Source organism: Kitasatospora sp. NPDC127060 (assembly GCF_042724935.1).
GTDB lineage: Bacteria > Actinomycetota > Actinomycetes > Streptomycetales > Streptomycetaceae > Kitasatospora.
In genome coordinates, this window is sequence record NZ_JBHXEG010000044.1 from 20,542 (window position 1) to 33,966 (window position 13,425).

14 protein-coding genes are annotated in these 13,425 nt (G+C 74.4%); 11 read left to right on the forward strand and 3 right to left on the reverse strand.

What is annotated here, in order from left to right:
* Window positions 1-220 precede the first annotated feature (220 nt).
* From ACFWIS_RS23285 to ACFWIS_RS23320, 8 genes are all read left to right on the forward strand, one after another.
* Window positions 221-2,356, forward strand: a complete 2,136-nt coding sequence (locus ACFWIS_RS23285; RefSeq protein ID WP_380462383.1) for a SpoIIE family protein phosphatase — start codon at window positions 221-223, stop codon at window positions 2,354-2,356.
* A 280-nt stretch (window positions 2,357-2,636) separates the two neighbouring features.
* Entirely contained in the window at window positions 2,637-3,848 is a 1,212-nt protein-coding gene (locus ACFWIS_RS23290) for a sensor histidine kinase (RefSeq protein WP_380462398.1), read from the forward strand.
* A gap of 49 nt (window positions 3,849-3,897) precedes the next feature.
* Window positions 3,898-4,311, forward strand: a complete 414-nt coding sequence (locus tag ACFWIS_RS23295) for a roadblock/LC7 domain-containing protein (protein WP_380462382.1) — start codon at window positions 3,898-3,900, stop codon at window positions 4,309-4,311.
* On the forward strand, window positions 4,308-4,673 hold the full coding sequence (locus ACFWIS_RS23300; protein ID WP_380462381.1) for a DUF742 domain-containing protein: 366 nt from the start codon (window positions 4,308-4,310) through the stop codon (window positions 4,671-4,673). The genes ACFWIS_RS23295 and ACFWIS_RS23300 overlap by 4 nt, the downstream gene beginning before the upstream one ends.
* Window positions 4,651-5,277, forward strand: coding sequence for an ATP/GTP-binding protein (locus tag ACFWIS_RS23305; protein WP_380462380.1), 627 nt, complete (start codon window positions 4,651-4,653; stop codon window positions 5,275-5,277). The genes ACFWIS_RS23300 and ACFWIS_RS23305 overlap by 23 nt, the downstream gene beginning before the upstream one ends.
* Entirely contained in the window at window positions 5,274-6,800 is a 1,527-nt protein-coding gene (locus ACFWIS_RS23310) for a cytochrome P450 (protein WP_380462379.1), read from the forward strand. Before ACFWIS_RS23305 ends, ACFWIS_RS23310 begins: the two co-directional genes overlap by 4 nt.
* A complete protein-coding gene (locus ACFWIS_RS23315) occupies window positions 6,785-7,876 on the forward strand; it encodes a cytochrome P450 (RefSeq protein ID WP_380523978.1) in 1,092 nt (363 codons plus the stop codon). Before ACFWIS_RS23310 ends, ACFWIS_RS23315 begins: the two co-directional genes overlap by 16 nt.
* Window positions 7,877-7,955: 79 nt before the next feature.
* Entirely contained in the window at window positions 7,956-8,213 is a 258-nt protein-coding gene (locus ACFWIS_RS23320; protein ID WP_380460701.1) for a hypothetical protein, read from the forward strand.
* 69 nt (window positions 8,214-8,282) lie between these two features.
* On the opposite strand, the gene ACFWIS_RS23325 is transcribed toward ACFWIS_RS23320, so the two are convergent.
* Window positions 8,283-9,092 (reverse strand): isocitrate lyase/phosphoenolpyruvate mutase family protein, encoded by an 810-nt coding sequence (locus tag ACFWIS_RS23325; RefSeq protein WP_380460699.1) that lies wholly within the window; start codon window positions 9,090-9,092, stop codon window positions 8,283-8,285.
* Between the two features lie 11 nt (window positions 9,093-9,103).
* Complete coding sequence (locus tag ACFWIS_RS23330; RefSeq protein WP_380460698.1) at window positions 9,104-9,577, reverse strand: carboxymuconolactone decarboxylase family protein; 474 nt, start codon at window positions 9,575-9,577, stop codon at window positions 9,104-9,106.
* Window positions 9,578-9,805: 228 nt separating this feature from the next.
* On the opposite strand from ACFWIS_RS23330, the gene ACFWIS_RS23335 reads away from it, so the two are divergent.
* The 3 genes from ACFWIS_RS23335 to ACFWIS_RS23345 all read left to right on the forward strand — a co-directional run bounded on the left by ACFWIS_RS23335 (window position 9,806) and on the right by ACFWIS_RS23345 (window position 12,089).
* On the forward strand, window positions 9,806-10,606 hold the full coding sequence (locus ACFWIS_RS23335; protein WP_380460696.1) for an NRDE family protein: 801 nt from the start codon (window positions 9,806-9,808) through the stop codon (window positions 10,604-10,606).
* 271 nt (window positions 10,607-10,877) lie between these two features.
* The gene (locus ACFWIS_RS23340) at window positions 10,878-11,072 is read left to right on the forward strand and encodes a hypothetical protein (protein WP_380460694.1); all 195 of its coding nucleotides are present in this window, start codon (window positions 10,878-10,880) and stop codon (window positions 11,070-11,072) included.
* A 99-nt stretch (window positions 11,073-11,171) separates the two neighbouring features.
* Complete coding sequence (locus tag ACFWIS_RS23345; protein ID WP_380460692.1) at window positions 11,172-12,089, forward strand: undecaprenyl-diphosphate phosphatase; 918 nt, start codon at window positions 11,172-11,174, stop codon at window positions 12,087-12,089.
* A 136-nt stretch (window positions 12,090-12,225) separates the two neighbouring features.
* Here the strand turns inward: ACFWIS_RS23345 and ACFWIS_RS23350 are convergent, their stop codons facing one another.
* On the reverse strand, window positions 12,226-13,122 hold the full coding sequence (locus ACFWIS_RS23350) for a sigma-70 family RNA polymerase sigma factor (protein ID WP_380460690.1): 897 nt from the start codon (window positions 13,120-13,122) through the stop codon (window positions 12,226-12,228).
* Window positions 13,123-13,425: the final 303 nt, after the last annotated feature.

Sequence of the window (13,425 nt, forward strand, 5' to 3'; positions counted from 1 at the left end):
CCCGCCGACTTCCGGTGCAGCCGACCTGCCCTGCAGCCGACCTGCCCTGCAGCTGACCTCCCCCGCGGCGGACTTCCCGTGCAGCGGGCGGGTGGCGCAGGACGGCGCGGACGACCGGCCCCCGGTGCTGGTGCGGCGGCTGGGGCGAGAGGCCCGCCCTGAGCCGGACGGGGCCGAAATGGGGTATGAAGATTCAGTGCCCACTCCCGCCCGTAGTCCGATGCGCTGTGTGCGCCTGCTGCTCGGCTGCACCAGTGCCGCCGAACTGCTCGGCACCGTGCTCGCCGAGGGCCCGGGCTGGATCACCGGTGAGGGCTCCGCGCTCTACCTGCTGGACTCCGCCGGATCGCTCCGGCTGACCGCCTCGCACGGGCTGCCGGACTGGGCGCTCGAGCGCTACGGCCTGGTCGACCCGGCCGGTGAACTGCCCGCCGCGATGGCGTTGAAGCTGCGCCGCCCGTACCTGATCAGCCCGGAGCACACCAGCGTCGACTACCCGAACCGGAACGCCGGCCTGGGCACCGGGATGGTCGCCGTGGTGAGCCTGCCGCTGGTGGTGGACGAGCAGGCGATCGGTGTGCTGGCCCTCGCGCTGGCGCACCGGGGCACCGTCCCGGGGCGCGACCTGGACGTGCTGGAGACGATCGCCGGGGCCTGCGCCCACCGGCTGCACCACCTGCTGGACCACGTGCTGGAGCACACCGCCGCCCCGCCCCCGCGGCCGGCCGGTCCGGGCCCCGCGCCGACCCATCCGCTGCTGTCGCTCGCGGTACGGGCCGCCGGGCACGGCGCCTTCGAGCGGGACCTGGTCACCGGGGAGAGCCACTGGGACGCCGCCGCCTTCGCGCTCACCGGCCGGCCCGTCGACCCGGAGGGGACGGCCCCGCCGCTGGAGCGGATCGTCCACCCGGAGGACCTGCCGGACGTGCAGGCCGCGCTGGCGGAGGCGCTGGCGAGCGGCGGGCGCTACCGGATCGGCTACCGGGTGCTGCGCGCGGGCGGGAAGGTCGCGCGGGTCGAGGAGTCCGGCGAGGTGATGCTGGACGTGCACGGCCGCCCGGTGCGGATGGCCGGGCTGCTGGCCGACGTGGACCACCGCCCGGCCCGGGACACCGGGCCGCCGAACGACCAGGCCGGGGCCCGGACGGCGCTGCTGCTGTCGCTCACCCGGGCGCTGTCCCGCGCGGTGACCGTACGGGACGTCACCACCGCCGTCACCGACGTCGCCCGCCCGGCCTTCGGCGCCGCCGGCATCGTGCTCGACCTGGTGGACGAGGGCCGGCTGCTGCCGGTCTCGCACACCGTGTACGGCGGTCCGCGCCGGGCCGAGCTGACCCGGCTGGCGGACCTCTCCGAGCCGGTGATGCAGCACTCGCTGGCCCGCTCCGCCCCGCTGTTCAGCCAGCCTGGCAGCACGCCGCGCAGCCCGGACGCCCCGGCCGCCTGGGCCGTGCTGCCGCTGGTGGCCTCCGGCCGACAGGTCGGCTCCTGCCTGATCACCTTCGCCGCCGAGCGCGCCTTCAGCCGCGAGGACCGCACCCTGTACTCGGCCTTCGCCGGCATCCTGGCGCAGTCCCTGGAGCGGGCCCGGCTGTACGACATCCACCACCACCGGGCCGGCGAGCTGCAGCGCGCGATGCTGCCGCGCACCCTGCCCCGGCTGCCCGGGATCGCCAGCGCCGCCCGCTACCTGCCGAGCACCGAGGGCATGCAGATCGGCGGTGACTGGTACGACCTGCTGAAGCTGCCGGACGGCCGGATCGGGCTGGTGATCGGCGACGTGCAGGGCCACAACGCCGAGGCGACCGCCGTGATGGGCCAGCTGCGCAGCGGCCTGCGGGCGTACGCCACGGACGGGCACGACCCGGCCGCCACCCTGGCCCGGACCAGCCGGCTGCTGGCCGAGCTGGACACCGAGCTGTTCGCGACCTGCCTCTACCTGACCCTGGACCCGGCCGACGGCCGGCTGACCGCGGCCCGGGCCGGGCACCCGGCGCCGGTGCGGATCACCGCCGACGCCGCCGCCGTGGAGCTGGAGCTGCCGGGCGGCCCACCGCTGGGGGTGGCCCCGGAGCAGCCCTACCCGCTGGTGGTCGACCGGCTGGCGGGCGGCGAGACGCTGCTGGCGTACACCGACGGGCTGGTGGAGGACCGCGAGGAGGACTACGACGAGTCGGTGCAGCGGATGCTCGGCGGGCTGGAGCTGTGGGCCCGGCAGGCCGGTCCGGGGCGGATCGGGCCGGCGGCGGCGCTGGAGCGGCTGGCCGATCTGCTCACCCTGAACGTGACGGAGCGCAGGCACCGGCCGGACGACGTGGCGCTGCTGCTCCTGCACCGGGTGGCGTCCGTTCCGTAGCACCCGCGGAATGGTTCACCTGCACCGAATGTCGCACGTTCAACAACGCGGTGCACACAAGTCCCCCACATCCCGGGATGCGAACCGGCCACCACCCGTCACACCGAAGGGGGCCGGAAACCCCTGGACGAACGACCGGACACCTCGTCAGCAACCCGCGATCGCGTCCGAACGACGGGGGAATGACGGCGTATTGACTCGATATTGACGAGATCCGGTCACTTGGCGGGATCCGTTCACACCTTCGTAGGATCATCGCCCTAGAATTCGCCGCGTGACGATGACTCAGTGGTGCGCAACGGCTACCGGCGTGCTCGCCGTCCTCGCCCTCGTGGCCGCCGCGCGGTACCGCGCCGTGTCCGTCACCCAGCGCGGCCGGGCCGACCGGCTGGACGGCGAACTCGCCCGGCTCCAGGAGCAGCTGACCACCGAACTCTCCCGCCGGGGCGCCGACCTGGCCGCCGTCCAGCAGGAGCAGGAGCACACCGCCTCCACCCAGCGGGCGTTCCTCAGCGTCGCCCGCCGGATCCTCGTCATGGCCCACGACCAGCAGGCCCTGCTCGACGAGATGGAACGCACCCACGACGACCCGGCGCTGCTGGAGGGCCTACTCAAGGCCGACCATGCCGCCGCCCAACAGGCCCGGCTGGCCCAGACCCTGGCCGTGCTGTGCGGCGCCCGGGCCGGCCGGCACTGGCCGGAACCGGTCTCGCTGGAGGACGTGGTGCGCGGCGCCCAGTCGCGCATCCTGCCGTTCCAGCGGGTGGTCGTGCGCAGCCGGATCGAGACGGCGGTGGTCGGCGCCGCCGCCGAGGCCCTGATCCACGCCATCGCCGAGCTGCTGGACAACGCCACCCGCTACTCCCCGCCCAGCACCCAGGTGTTCGTCACCCTGATGCCGGTGCACAACGGCGCCGTCATCGAGATCGACGACGGTGGGGTCGGCATGCCGGAACAGGCCGTCGCCAAGGCCGCCGACGCGCTCGCCGGGGGCAGCAGCCTGGAGGTCTCCCGGCTCGGCGAGCTGCCGCAGCTGGGCCTGGCCGCGGTCGGCCGGCTCGCCGAGAGCTACGGCTTCCGGGTCACCCTCAGCTCGGCGCCCTCGCCGTACGGCGGGGTGCGGGTCGTGGTGCTGCTGCCGAACGCCCTGCTCACCGAGCCGCTGCCGCCCACCGTCCCCGGACTCGGGCCGGACGACCGGGCGTTCAGCCCCGGCCCGCGACCGGCCGCCGGCTTCGACCGGCCCGCCGCCGGCCACCCCCTGGTGGACACCCCGCCCGGGCCCCCCGCCGCCGACACCCCGCCGCCGCTGCCCCGCCGGAGCCACCGGCGCGACCGCGCGACCCGCCCCGCCCAGCACGCCGCTCCCCCGCCGCCCGAGCCGCCGTACCGCTCGGCCCGGGACGCCCAGGCGTTCATGGCGATGTTCCAGGCCGGGACCGCCAGCGGCCGCTCCGCCGCCCGCGGCCAGCACCCGCCCGGCCCCCACTGACCTACCCGCTCCCCGTCTCCCCGACTTCCCCAGCGCTCCGGAGAGTTCCATGACCACCACCCCCGATCTCGGCTGGCTGCTCGCCGACATCATCGCCGTCCCCCACGTCCAGCACGCCGTCGTCGTCTCCAACGACGGCCTGGAGATCGGCCGCAGCTCCGACATCGCCCGGGAGGACGCCGAACGGCTCGCCGCCGCCTGCTCCGGTCTGCAGTCGCTGGCCCGCGGCGTCGCGGCCGGCTTCGGCGGCCCCGGCAGCGCCACCCGCCAGATCATCATCGAGTACGGCGGCGGCTACCTGTTCATCGTCGCCGCCGGGGCCGGCGCCCACCTGGCCGTGGTGACCAACGAGGCGGTCGACGCGGGACTGGTCGCCTACCAGATGCAGGTCCTGGTCGAGCGGATCGGCACCCACCTCACCAGCCCGCCGCGCGTCGACCACGCGGCGGGGGGCCACCGGTGAACGGGCCGGTCCGGCCCTACGTCATCACCGGCGGGCGCAGCCGCCCCACCCGCACCGACCTCGCCGTCGAGAGCCTGGTCAGCGCCCTGCCCGGACCATTAGGGCAGGCCGAACCCCCGGCACTGCCCGAGCACGTCCTGCTCAACCGGGAGCACCGGCGCATCCTCGGGCTCTGCCACAGCCTGCTGTCCGTCGCCGAGGTGGCGGCCCACCTGGGGCTGCCGCTCGGCGTCGTCAAGGTGCTGGTCGGCGACCTCTGGGACCTCGGCGCCGTGCAGGTGCTCCCGCCCGTCCCGCAGGCCGAACGCCTGCCCACAACCCTTCTGGAAGAGGTGCTCGTTGGCCTCCGCCAACTCCGCTGAAGCCCCCGCCGCCCGGCCGACCGGACCGCAGTACCTGCCGTCCTCGGTGCAGGGCGCGGTCAAGATCCTGGTCACCGGCCCGTTCGGGGTCGGCAAGACCACCCTGGTCGGCTCGCTCAGTGAGATCACCCCGCTGCGCACCGAGGAGACCATGACCGCCGCCAGCAGCGGCGTGGACGACCTCACCGGGCACAGCGGCAAGACCACCACCACGGTCGCCCTGGACTTCGGCCGGATCACGCTCAACTCCCGGCTGGCGCTCTACCTGTTCGGCACGCCCGGGCAGCAGCGGTTCTGGCCGCTCTGGGACGACCTGTCGCGCGGCGCGCTCGGCGCCATCGCGATGGTCGACCTGCGCCGGCCGGACGAGAGCTTCGACGTGCTCGGCCGCCTGGAGGAGCAGCGCATCCCGTTCGCGGTCGCCGTCAACACCTTCCCGGACACGCCGAGTTACCCGGAGGAGGAGCTGCGCTCGGCGCTGGACCTGCTGCCGGACGTGCCGATCCTCCACTGCGACGCCCGGGACCGGCGGCAGTCCTACGACCTGCTGATCGACTTCGTCGACCACCTGCACCGCAGCTCGCTCCTGGAGCTCCAGCCGTGACCGCGCCCGAACCGCCCCGGGGGTCCGGCTGCCCGGTCGCGCACGGCGCCCCGACCGGCCCCTCGTACGGACCCCCGACCGGACCGCCGTACGGCCCCTCGCACGGTCCCCCGCACGGCAGCGGACTGCCCGTCGGCGTCCCGCTCACCCCGCTCTACGGGCAGGCCGTCGCCGACGACCCGCACGGCCTGTACGCCCGGCTGCGCGAGCGCTACGGGCCGGTCGCGCCGATCGAGCTGGAACCCGGGGTGGAGGCCTGGCTCGTCCTCGGCTACGCAGAACTGCTCGAACTCACCCGCAACGAGGCCCTGTTCTCCAAGGACTCGCGGCACTGGAGGGTCCCCTCCGAGGGGCGGCTCGCCCCCGACTCCCGGCTGCAGCCGATGACCGCCTGGCGGCCCACCCTGCTCAACCTGGACGGCGCCGAGCACCAGCGGCTGCGCGCCGCCGTCTCGGACACCCTGTCCCAGATCGACCACCGGCAGCTGCGCGAGACCACCGAGGCCGCCGCCGACGGTCTGATCGACAGCTGGGGCCCGGACGGCACCGCCGACCTGATCGGCCAGTACGCCCGGGCACTGCCGCTGCTGGTCTCCACCCAACTGGTCGGCCTGCCCACCGGCAGCGGGCCGCGGATGATCGAACTGATCAGCCACTTCGTCGACAGCGGGCCCGAATCGGTGCGCGCCGCCGGGGAGTTCCAGAGCACCCTGGCCGAACTCGTCCGGCACCGGCGCACCGCGCCCGGCGCCGACCTCACCTCCTGGCTGCTCGCCCACCCGGCCGCGCTGACCGACGAGGAGGCGGTGCACCACCTGGTCGTGATGATGGTCGCGGGCAACGAGACCTGCATCAACTGGATCGGCAACACCCTGCGACTGCTGCTCACCGACCGGCGCTTCCGGGCCACCCTGACCGGCGGGCGGCTCACCGTCTCCGACGCGCTGGAGGAGGTGCTCTGGCGTGACCCGCCGACCCAGAACTTCCCCGGCCGCTGGGCCACCGGCGACACCGTGTTCGGCGGCCAGTACGTCAGCGCCGGCGACATGCTGGTGCTCGGCCTGGCCGCGGCCAACGCCGACCCGGCCGCCCAGGGCGCCGCCTCCGCCACCCAGGGCTCGCTCGGCGGCAACCGGGCCCACCTCGCCTGGGGCGCGGGCAGGCACGTCTGCCCGGCCCAGCACCCGGCCCGGATCATCGTCGAGACCGCGATCGAGACCCTGCTGCACCGACTGCCGGACCTCCAACTGGCCGTACCACCCGGCGAGTTGACCTGGCGGCCGTCCCCCTGGTCGCGGGCCCTGGTCGCCCTGCCAGTGCTGTACAGCGCCTTCACCCCGCCCCGCCCGCCAGCCCCCGAGAGGCCCGCATGGACACCGCCGACGACTCCCGCGGCTCCCGCCCCGAGCCCGTCCGGCTCGACCCCTTCGGACGCGACCAGCACGGAGAGAACGCCCGCCTCCGGGCCGCCGGACCGGCCGTCCTGGTGGAACTCCCTGGTGGGGTGGTGGTCTGGGCGGTAACCCACCACGACACCCTCCAGGCGCTGCTGGCCGACCCCCGGGTCGGCAAGAACCCCCAGCTGTGGACGACCTTCCGGGAGGGCCGACTGCCGTACGGCTGGCCGCTGCTCAACTTCGTCGTGGTGCCCGGCATGATCACCGCCGACGGCGAGGACCACAAGCGGCTGCGCGGGCTGGTCAGCCAGGCCTTCACCCCGCGCCGAATAGCCGCGCTGGCCCCCGCGATCGAGTCCCGGACCATCGCCCTGCTGGACCGGGTCGAGGAGTTGGCGGGCGAGTTCGACCTGCGCGAGCACTTCGCCTACCCGCTGCCGATGCAGGTGATCGGCGAGCTGCTGGGCCTGGCCGCGGCGCAGCAGGACGCCCTGCACGCCCTGTCCGACACCATGGTCTCCAGCTCCGCCACCCCGGACGCGGCCCTCGCCGCCCAGCGCGACCTCAACGCGCTGCTGGCCTCGGTGGTCGCCGCCAAGCGGGCCGAACCCGGCGACGACCTGACCACCGACCTGATCGCCGCCCGCGAGGCCGGCGACGGGCTCAGCGAGGCCGAACTCGTCGGCACCCTGCTGCTGATGCTGGTCGCCGGGCACGAGACCACGCTCAACCTGATCACCAACGCCGTCCGGGCCCTGCTCGCCCACCCCGACCAGCTGCGGCTGGTGCTGGACGGCGCCCTGCCGTGGTCGGCGGTGGTGGAGGAGACCCTGCGCTACGACTCGCCGGTCGGCCAGTTCCCGCTGCGCTACGCGAGCGAGGACATCGAGGTCGGCGAGGTGGTCATCCGGCGCGGCGAGGCGCTGCTCGCCTCCTACGCCGCGGCCGGCCGGGACGCCGGGCACTACCCGGACGCCGACCGCTTCGACCTCACCCGGCAGCCCGCCCGGCACCTGTCGCTCGGCCACGGCCCGCACTTCTGCCTCGGCTCGGGGCTGGCCCGGCTGGAGGCCGAGACGGCGCTGCGGCACCTGTTCGGGCGGTTCCCGGAGCTGGCCCTGGCGGAGGGTGAACGGCCGGAGCCGATCGGCTCGTTCGTGAGCAACAGCGTGCGGACCCTGCGGGTGCGGACCCGGAAGTGATGTGGCGCCACCGGGCCGTTCGAGGGTGACGGTCGGCGTCCCCCGGTTACCTGAGGGCGGCCCGGTCGTTCGGCAGGGCATGAAGAAACTCGCCACCCTGGCCGCCCTCACCATGGCGGGCCTCGCCCTCGCCGTCCCGGCGGCCTCCGCCACCAGCCAGACCGCCAGCTCGCCGGACGCCACCGGCGGCCTCACCGACGGTCTCAACCTCTCTCCCGCCGACATCGCCCTGCAGACCGCGGGCAAGCTCCCGGTGGTCGGGCACACCGCCGACGAGGTGGAGGCCATCGGCACCAACCAGATGAGCCACCCGGGCATCAGCGGGCAGATCGGCTGACCGACCCCCGTCCGGTCAGCCGATCCGCCCGGGGACGGGCCCGTCCGGGCCCGTCCCCGCCCGGCGCCCTCAGCCCTGGAAGAGGCCGTTGAGCTCCGGGTAGGTCAGCCCGCCGTCCAGGGAGGTGTACGTGCCGCTCGCGTACACCTCCTCGGCCGCACGGCGGACCGCCGCATAGGCCACCCTGGCCAGGCCCGGGCCCAGGCTGATCCGGGCCACGCCGAGCTTCGCCAGTTCGGCCACCGACGGGGAACCGGGGCCGGCCAGCAGGTTCAGCGGGGCCGGGACGGCCTCGACCAGCGCGGCCACGGTCTCCGGGTCGGCGACGCCGGGGACGAACACGCCGTCCGCGCCCGCCTCGACGTACGCCCGCAGCCGACGGACCGCCTCGTCCAGCCGGCCCTCGGGCTCGCCCAGGGCGTGCAGGAAGACGTCGGTGCGGCCGTTGACGAAGAGCGGCACGCCCGCCGCGTCCGCCGCCGCCCGGGCCGCCGCGATCCGCTCGGCGGCCTGCTCGGGAGTGTGGTCGGCGTCCTCCAGGTTCACCCCGACGGCGCCGGTGGCGAGCAGCGCGGTGACGGTCTCGCCGACCCCGGCCGGGGTGTCCGCGTAGCCGCTCTCCAGGTCCGCGGTGACCGGCAGGTCGACCGAGCGGACCACCTCCGCGGTGCGGGCCAGCACCTGGTCACGGTCGGCGCCGCCGCCGTCCGGGCTGCCGAGCGACCAGGAGACGCTGGCGCTGGCCGTCGCCACCGCCCGCGCCCCGGCGCCGGCCACCAGCCGGGCGCTCGCCGCGTCCCACACGTTGGCCAGCACCAGCGGCTCGCCCGGGCGGTGCAGCTCCCGGAGCAGCCGGGCCTTCTCCCGCTGAGTGGTCATCAGGGGCCCGCTCACTTCGCGGCCGGGCTCATGCGGGTGGACACGCCGATCCGGTTCCACGCGTTGATGGTGGTGATCAGCGCGATCAGCTGGGCCAGCTCGGCCTGCTCGAACTGCGCGGCGGCCTCGTCGTACACGGCGTCCGGCACGTGGCCCTGGGTCAGCAGGGTGATCGACTCGGTGAGGGCGAGGGCGGCGCGCTCACGGGCGGTGAACCAGGGGGTCTCGCGCCAGGCGGGGAGGGAGAGCAGGCGGTGGTCCTGCTCGCCGTTCTTGCGGGCGTCGGTGGCGTGCATGTCGATGCAGAAGGCGCAGCCGTTGATCATCGAGGCGTGTACCTTGACCAGCTCGGCGAGGGTCGGGTCCAGGCCCTCCCGAGAGGCCCGGTCCACGGCGATCATGGCCTGGTAGAAGGCGGGGGCGAGCTTCGGCATCGGGAGGCGCTGCTCGGGGGCGGGCACGTGGGGCGCGGTCTCGTTCGTCATGGTCCCGTCCTGGGTCGCGTTCATCGGCTCGGCGGTCGGCTCGGCCACGGCGCTGCGGTCGGCTCGGCCGTCGGCTCTGCGGTCGTCACGGGAGCCAGCCTAGAAGCCCACTGGCCCCCGGCACTGGTGCATTCGACACCTGCTTCCTTGGGCCACTTCCGGTGCGCGAACAGGCGTGCGAGGATCGCTGGTGGATCTTCGGGACGACCAGGTCAGGGGGACGGGACCGTGTGCACGGCGTTCATCAGCATCGAACCCGACGCGGCGGTACCGGTGCTGCTGCTGTCCGTCCGGGACGAGTACCTCGGCCGCGCCTGGCAGCCCCCGGGCCACCACTGGCCGCAGCGACCCGGACTCGTCGGCGGACTGGACCTCGCGGCCGGCGGGACCTGGCTGGCCGTCGACCCCGACCGGCGCACCGCCGCCTGCCTGCTCAACGGCTTCGGCCCGCTCGCCCCCGCCGCCAGCCGGCTCAGCCGCGGCGAACTGCCGCTCACCGCCGTGCGCGAGGGCGGGATCGGACACCTCGACCTCGCCCCGTACGACCCCTTCCACCTCGTCCAGGTCCACCCGGACGGCGCCGAGGTCACCAGCTGGGGCGGCGACGGACGGCCGACCGAGCACCAACTGCCCACCGGGCTCAGCGTGGTGGTCAACGACGGCTTGGAGGGGACGGCCGCCAACCGTACCGCCTCCGAGCGGATCCGCTCCCTGATGGCCGCCCGCGCCGACCACTTCCGGGCCCGCCTGCTGGCCGAGCCCCGGCCCGAACCGACCGCCGGCGGGCCGGCCGAAGCGGCCTGGGGCAGCTGGCTGCCGATCGTCACCGGCGACGGACTGGCCCTGGACGACGACGCCGCGCTGATCCAGCGCCGGGACTTCGGCGACGGACGGATCTGGGGCTCCTCCTCGATCTCGCTGCTGGCACTCGGCCCGGAACTGCTGCGCTACGACTTCGCGCCGGTGCCGGTGCCGGTGCCGGTGCCGGTGCCGGCCGACGGTTCGGGCTGGCGGCGGGTGGACGTCTGACCCGGACGGACGCCCCGTCCGGGTCGTACGTCCGCTCAAGACGGACGTACGACCGATACGGACGTCCGTCCCAGTCGAACGCCTGAGACGAAAGCCTGAGACGGACGTACGAGTCAGACGGACGTACGCCTGAGACGGACGTACGACCGGTTCGGACGCCCGAGCCAGGCCGACGTCCGAACCGGCCCCTCCCGAAAAGGACTTGAACCTGACGCTGCGGCAGGCCGCATCGTGGGCGGGTATCGACCCCCTGCCCCGATGGAGGCCCCCGATGGACCGTCGGCCGCGGCTGTACGCCGCACTGACCGTCGCCCTGCTACTCGGCGGCACCCCGCTCGCGGCGACCGCCGGGGTGCTGCTCGGCCAGGCGGTCCAGCAGGCGGTGCCCGCCGGACTGCCGGGCACCGTCGCCGAGTTGCTGGTCCACCGGCTCGGAGGCGGTGACACCCGGACATACGCTCGATGAACTTCTGGCGGCGGGGCTGCCGGGCGTCTACATGCCCGTAGTAGCTTCGCGGAGGCCACCGGAACCCACCGGCCGCAGACCCCAGAGCGAAGGTGCGCGATGTCCACCCTGACCTACCCGGAAGCGATAGGCGTCGGCCTGCTGCAGGGTGTGACGGAACTCTTCCCGGTGTCCAGCCTGGGCCACAGCATCCTGGTCCCGGCCGTGATCGGCGGGAAGATCCAGCAGGACCTCGACATGACCGCCGACGGCTCCTCCTACCTCGCCGCGCTGGTCGCCCTGCACCTGGCCACCGCGCTGGCCCTGGTGGTGTTCTTCTGGCGGGACTGGGTCCGGGTGGTCAGCGGACTGGTCGGCTCGATCCGGCACCGCCGGATACAGACCCGGGACGAGAAGCTCGCCTGGCTGCTCATCATCTCCACCATCCCGGTCGGCGTGGCCGGCCTCGTCCTGGAGAAGGCCCTGCGGCACGCGCTCGGCAAGCCGCTGCCGGCCGCCGTCTTCCTCGCGCTCAACGGGCTGGTGCTGCTCGGCGCCGAACGGCTCAAGCGCGGCGGCAGCGGCCGCCGCCGGGCCGGACACGCCGCCCCCGCCGACGAGCCCGGGCTGGACCCGGCGGTCGCCTCCGACGTCCGGCTGACCAGGCTCAACTTCGTCCAGGGCGCCTGGATCGGCTCCGCCCAGATCCTCGCGCTGTTCCCGGGCATCAGCCGCTCCGGCGTCACCATGAGCGCCGGCATCCTGCGCGGACTCCACCACGAGGACGCCGCCCGGTTCTCCTTCCTGCTCGCCACCCCGGTCATCCTGGCCGCCTCGGCGCTGAAGGTCCCCGAGCTGTTCAAGCCGGAGAACTCCGCCGTGCTCGGCCCGGTGGCGGCCGGCAGCGTCGCCGCCTTCGTGGCCGGCTACATCTCGGTGCGCTTCCTCACCAAGTACTTCGAGACCCGCAGCCTGACGCCGTTCGCGGTGTACTGCTTCCTGGCCGGCCTCGGCAGCGCGATCTACCTGTCGGTCTGACCCCTCCCGAACCCGCCACGGGCCGTCCGGCAGCTCGCCGGACGGCCCGTCCGCGTTCCGTGCCGCGCGGTTCCCGTACGGCGCAGTTCCCGTGCCGCGCGGTTCCCGTACCGCGCGGTTCCCGTACCGCGTACGGCTACGCGGTGAGGCCCAGCGCCGCCAGCCGGACCGGGTCGGTGAGGATGTCCAGACCGGTGATCCGGCCCTGGTGGATGGTGAACGACATGACCGACAGCGCACGGCCGTCGGCGAAGGACACCACCCCGGGCGAGCCGTTGACCAGCACCAGGCGCCCGTCCGCGGCGAACCGGGCGAAGGTGATCGCCTGGGAGGCCACGTCGGCCGCGCCCCGGCGCAGCACGCTCGGCACCAGCGTGCCGCCGTCGGACCGGGCCACCACCTCCGGGTCCAGCACCGTCATCAGGGCGTCGAAGTCACCGCCCCGGGCCGCGGTCAGGAAGGCCTCCACCACCTGGCGCTTGCGGACCTCGTCCCCGTCGGCGGCCGGGGTCGCGCCCTGCACCCGGCGGCGGGCGCGGCTCGCCAACTGGCGGGTCGAGGCGGCGGTGCGGCCGAGCACCTCGGCGATCCCGTCGAAGGGCACCTCGAACATGTCGTGCAGCACGAAGGCCACCCGCTCCGCCGGGGAGAGCGTCTCCAGCACGACCATCAGCGCGATCCCCACCGAGTCCGCGACCAGGATCTCGTGCACCGGGTCCAGTGCCGTCAGCCCGCTCACCACCGGGTCCGGCAGCCGCACCTGCCCCTCCTGCTCGGGCAGCGGGTCCTCCCGGCGGGAGGCCCGGGAGCGCAGCTGGTCCAGGCAGACCCGGCCGACCACGGTGGTCAGCCAGGCCCCGAGGTTGCGCACCTCGCCCACGTCGCTGCGGCTCAGCTTCAGCCACGCCTCCTGGACGGCGTCCTCGGCCTCGGCGACCGAACCGAGCATCCGGTAGGCCACGGAGCGCAGTTGGGGGCGCTCCGCCTCGAACTGCGTGGCCAGAAGATCGGTTCGGGAGGTTTCCTCGCTCATCTGTCACATCCTCGCGTCGGTATCCGTCGGTCCGGTGACGGACGCTAACCGACCCGGAGGACTGGCGGGAGGCGCCGTTCTTCACCGACGAGGAGCGCACCGCCCTCGAACTCACCGAGGCCGCCACCCGGATCGCGGACCGCACCGGCACGGCCGTCCCGGACCGGATCCGGGACGCGGCCGCCGACCGCTTCGAGCAGCAACGGCTCTCCGCGATCACCGATCATCCCGCTGATCGGCCTGACCGACTTCTCAACCGCGTCATCACCGCGACCGCGGAGCCCGCCGGCGCCACCCGGTGAC

Excerpts from the sequence above, each read along its gene's own strand:
- ACFWIS_RS23350 (WP_380460690.1), bottom strand. The coding sequence starts at position 13,122 with ATGAGCGAGGAAACCTCCCGAACCGATCTTCTGGCCACGCAGTTCGAG.
- ACFWIS_RS23325 (WP_380460699.1), bottom strand. The coding sequence starts at position 9,092 with ATGACCACTCAGCGGGAGAAGGCCCGGCTGCTCCGGGAGCTGCACCGC.
- ACFWIS_RS23330 (WP_380460698.1), bottom strand. The coding sequence starts at position 9,577 with ATGACGAACGAGACCGCGCCCCACGTGCCCGCCCCCGAGCAGCGCCTC.
- ACFWIS_RS23345 (WP_380460692.1), top strand. The coding sequence starts at position 11,172 with ATGTCCACCCTGACCTACCCGGAAGCGATAGGCGTCGGCCTGCTGCAG.
- ACFWIS_RS23320 (WP_380460701.1), top strand. The coding sequence starts at position 7,956 with ATGAAGAAACTCGCCACCCTGGCCGCCCTCACCATGGCGGGCCTCGCC.
- ACFWIS_RS23295 (WP_380462382.1), top strand. The coding sequence starts at position 3,898 with ATGACCACCACCCCCGATCTCGGCTGGCTGCTCGCCGACATCATCGCC.
- ACFWIS_RS23340 (WP_380460694.1), top strand. The coding sequence starts at position 10,878 with ATGGACCGTCGGCCGCGGCTGTACGCCGCACTGACCGTCGCCCTGCTA.
- ACFWIS_RS23285 (WP_380462383.1), top strand. The coding sequence starts at position 221 with ATGCGCTGTGTGCGCCTGCTGCTCGGCTGCACCAGTGCCGCCGAACTG.
- ACFWIS_RS23290 (WP_380462398.1), top strand. The coding sequence starts at position 2,637 with ATGACTCAGTGGTGCGCAACGGCTACCGGCGTGCTCGCCGTCCTCGCC.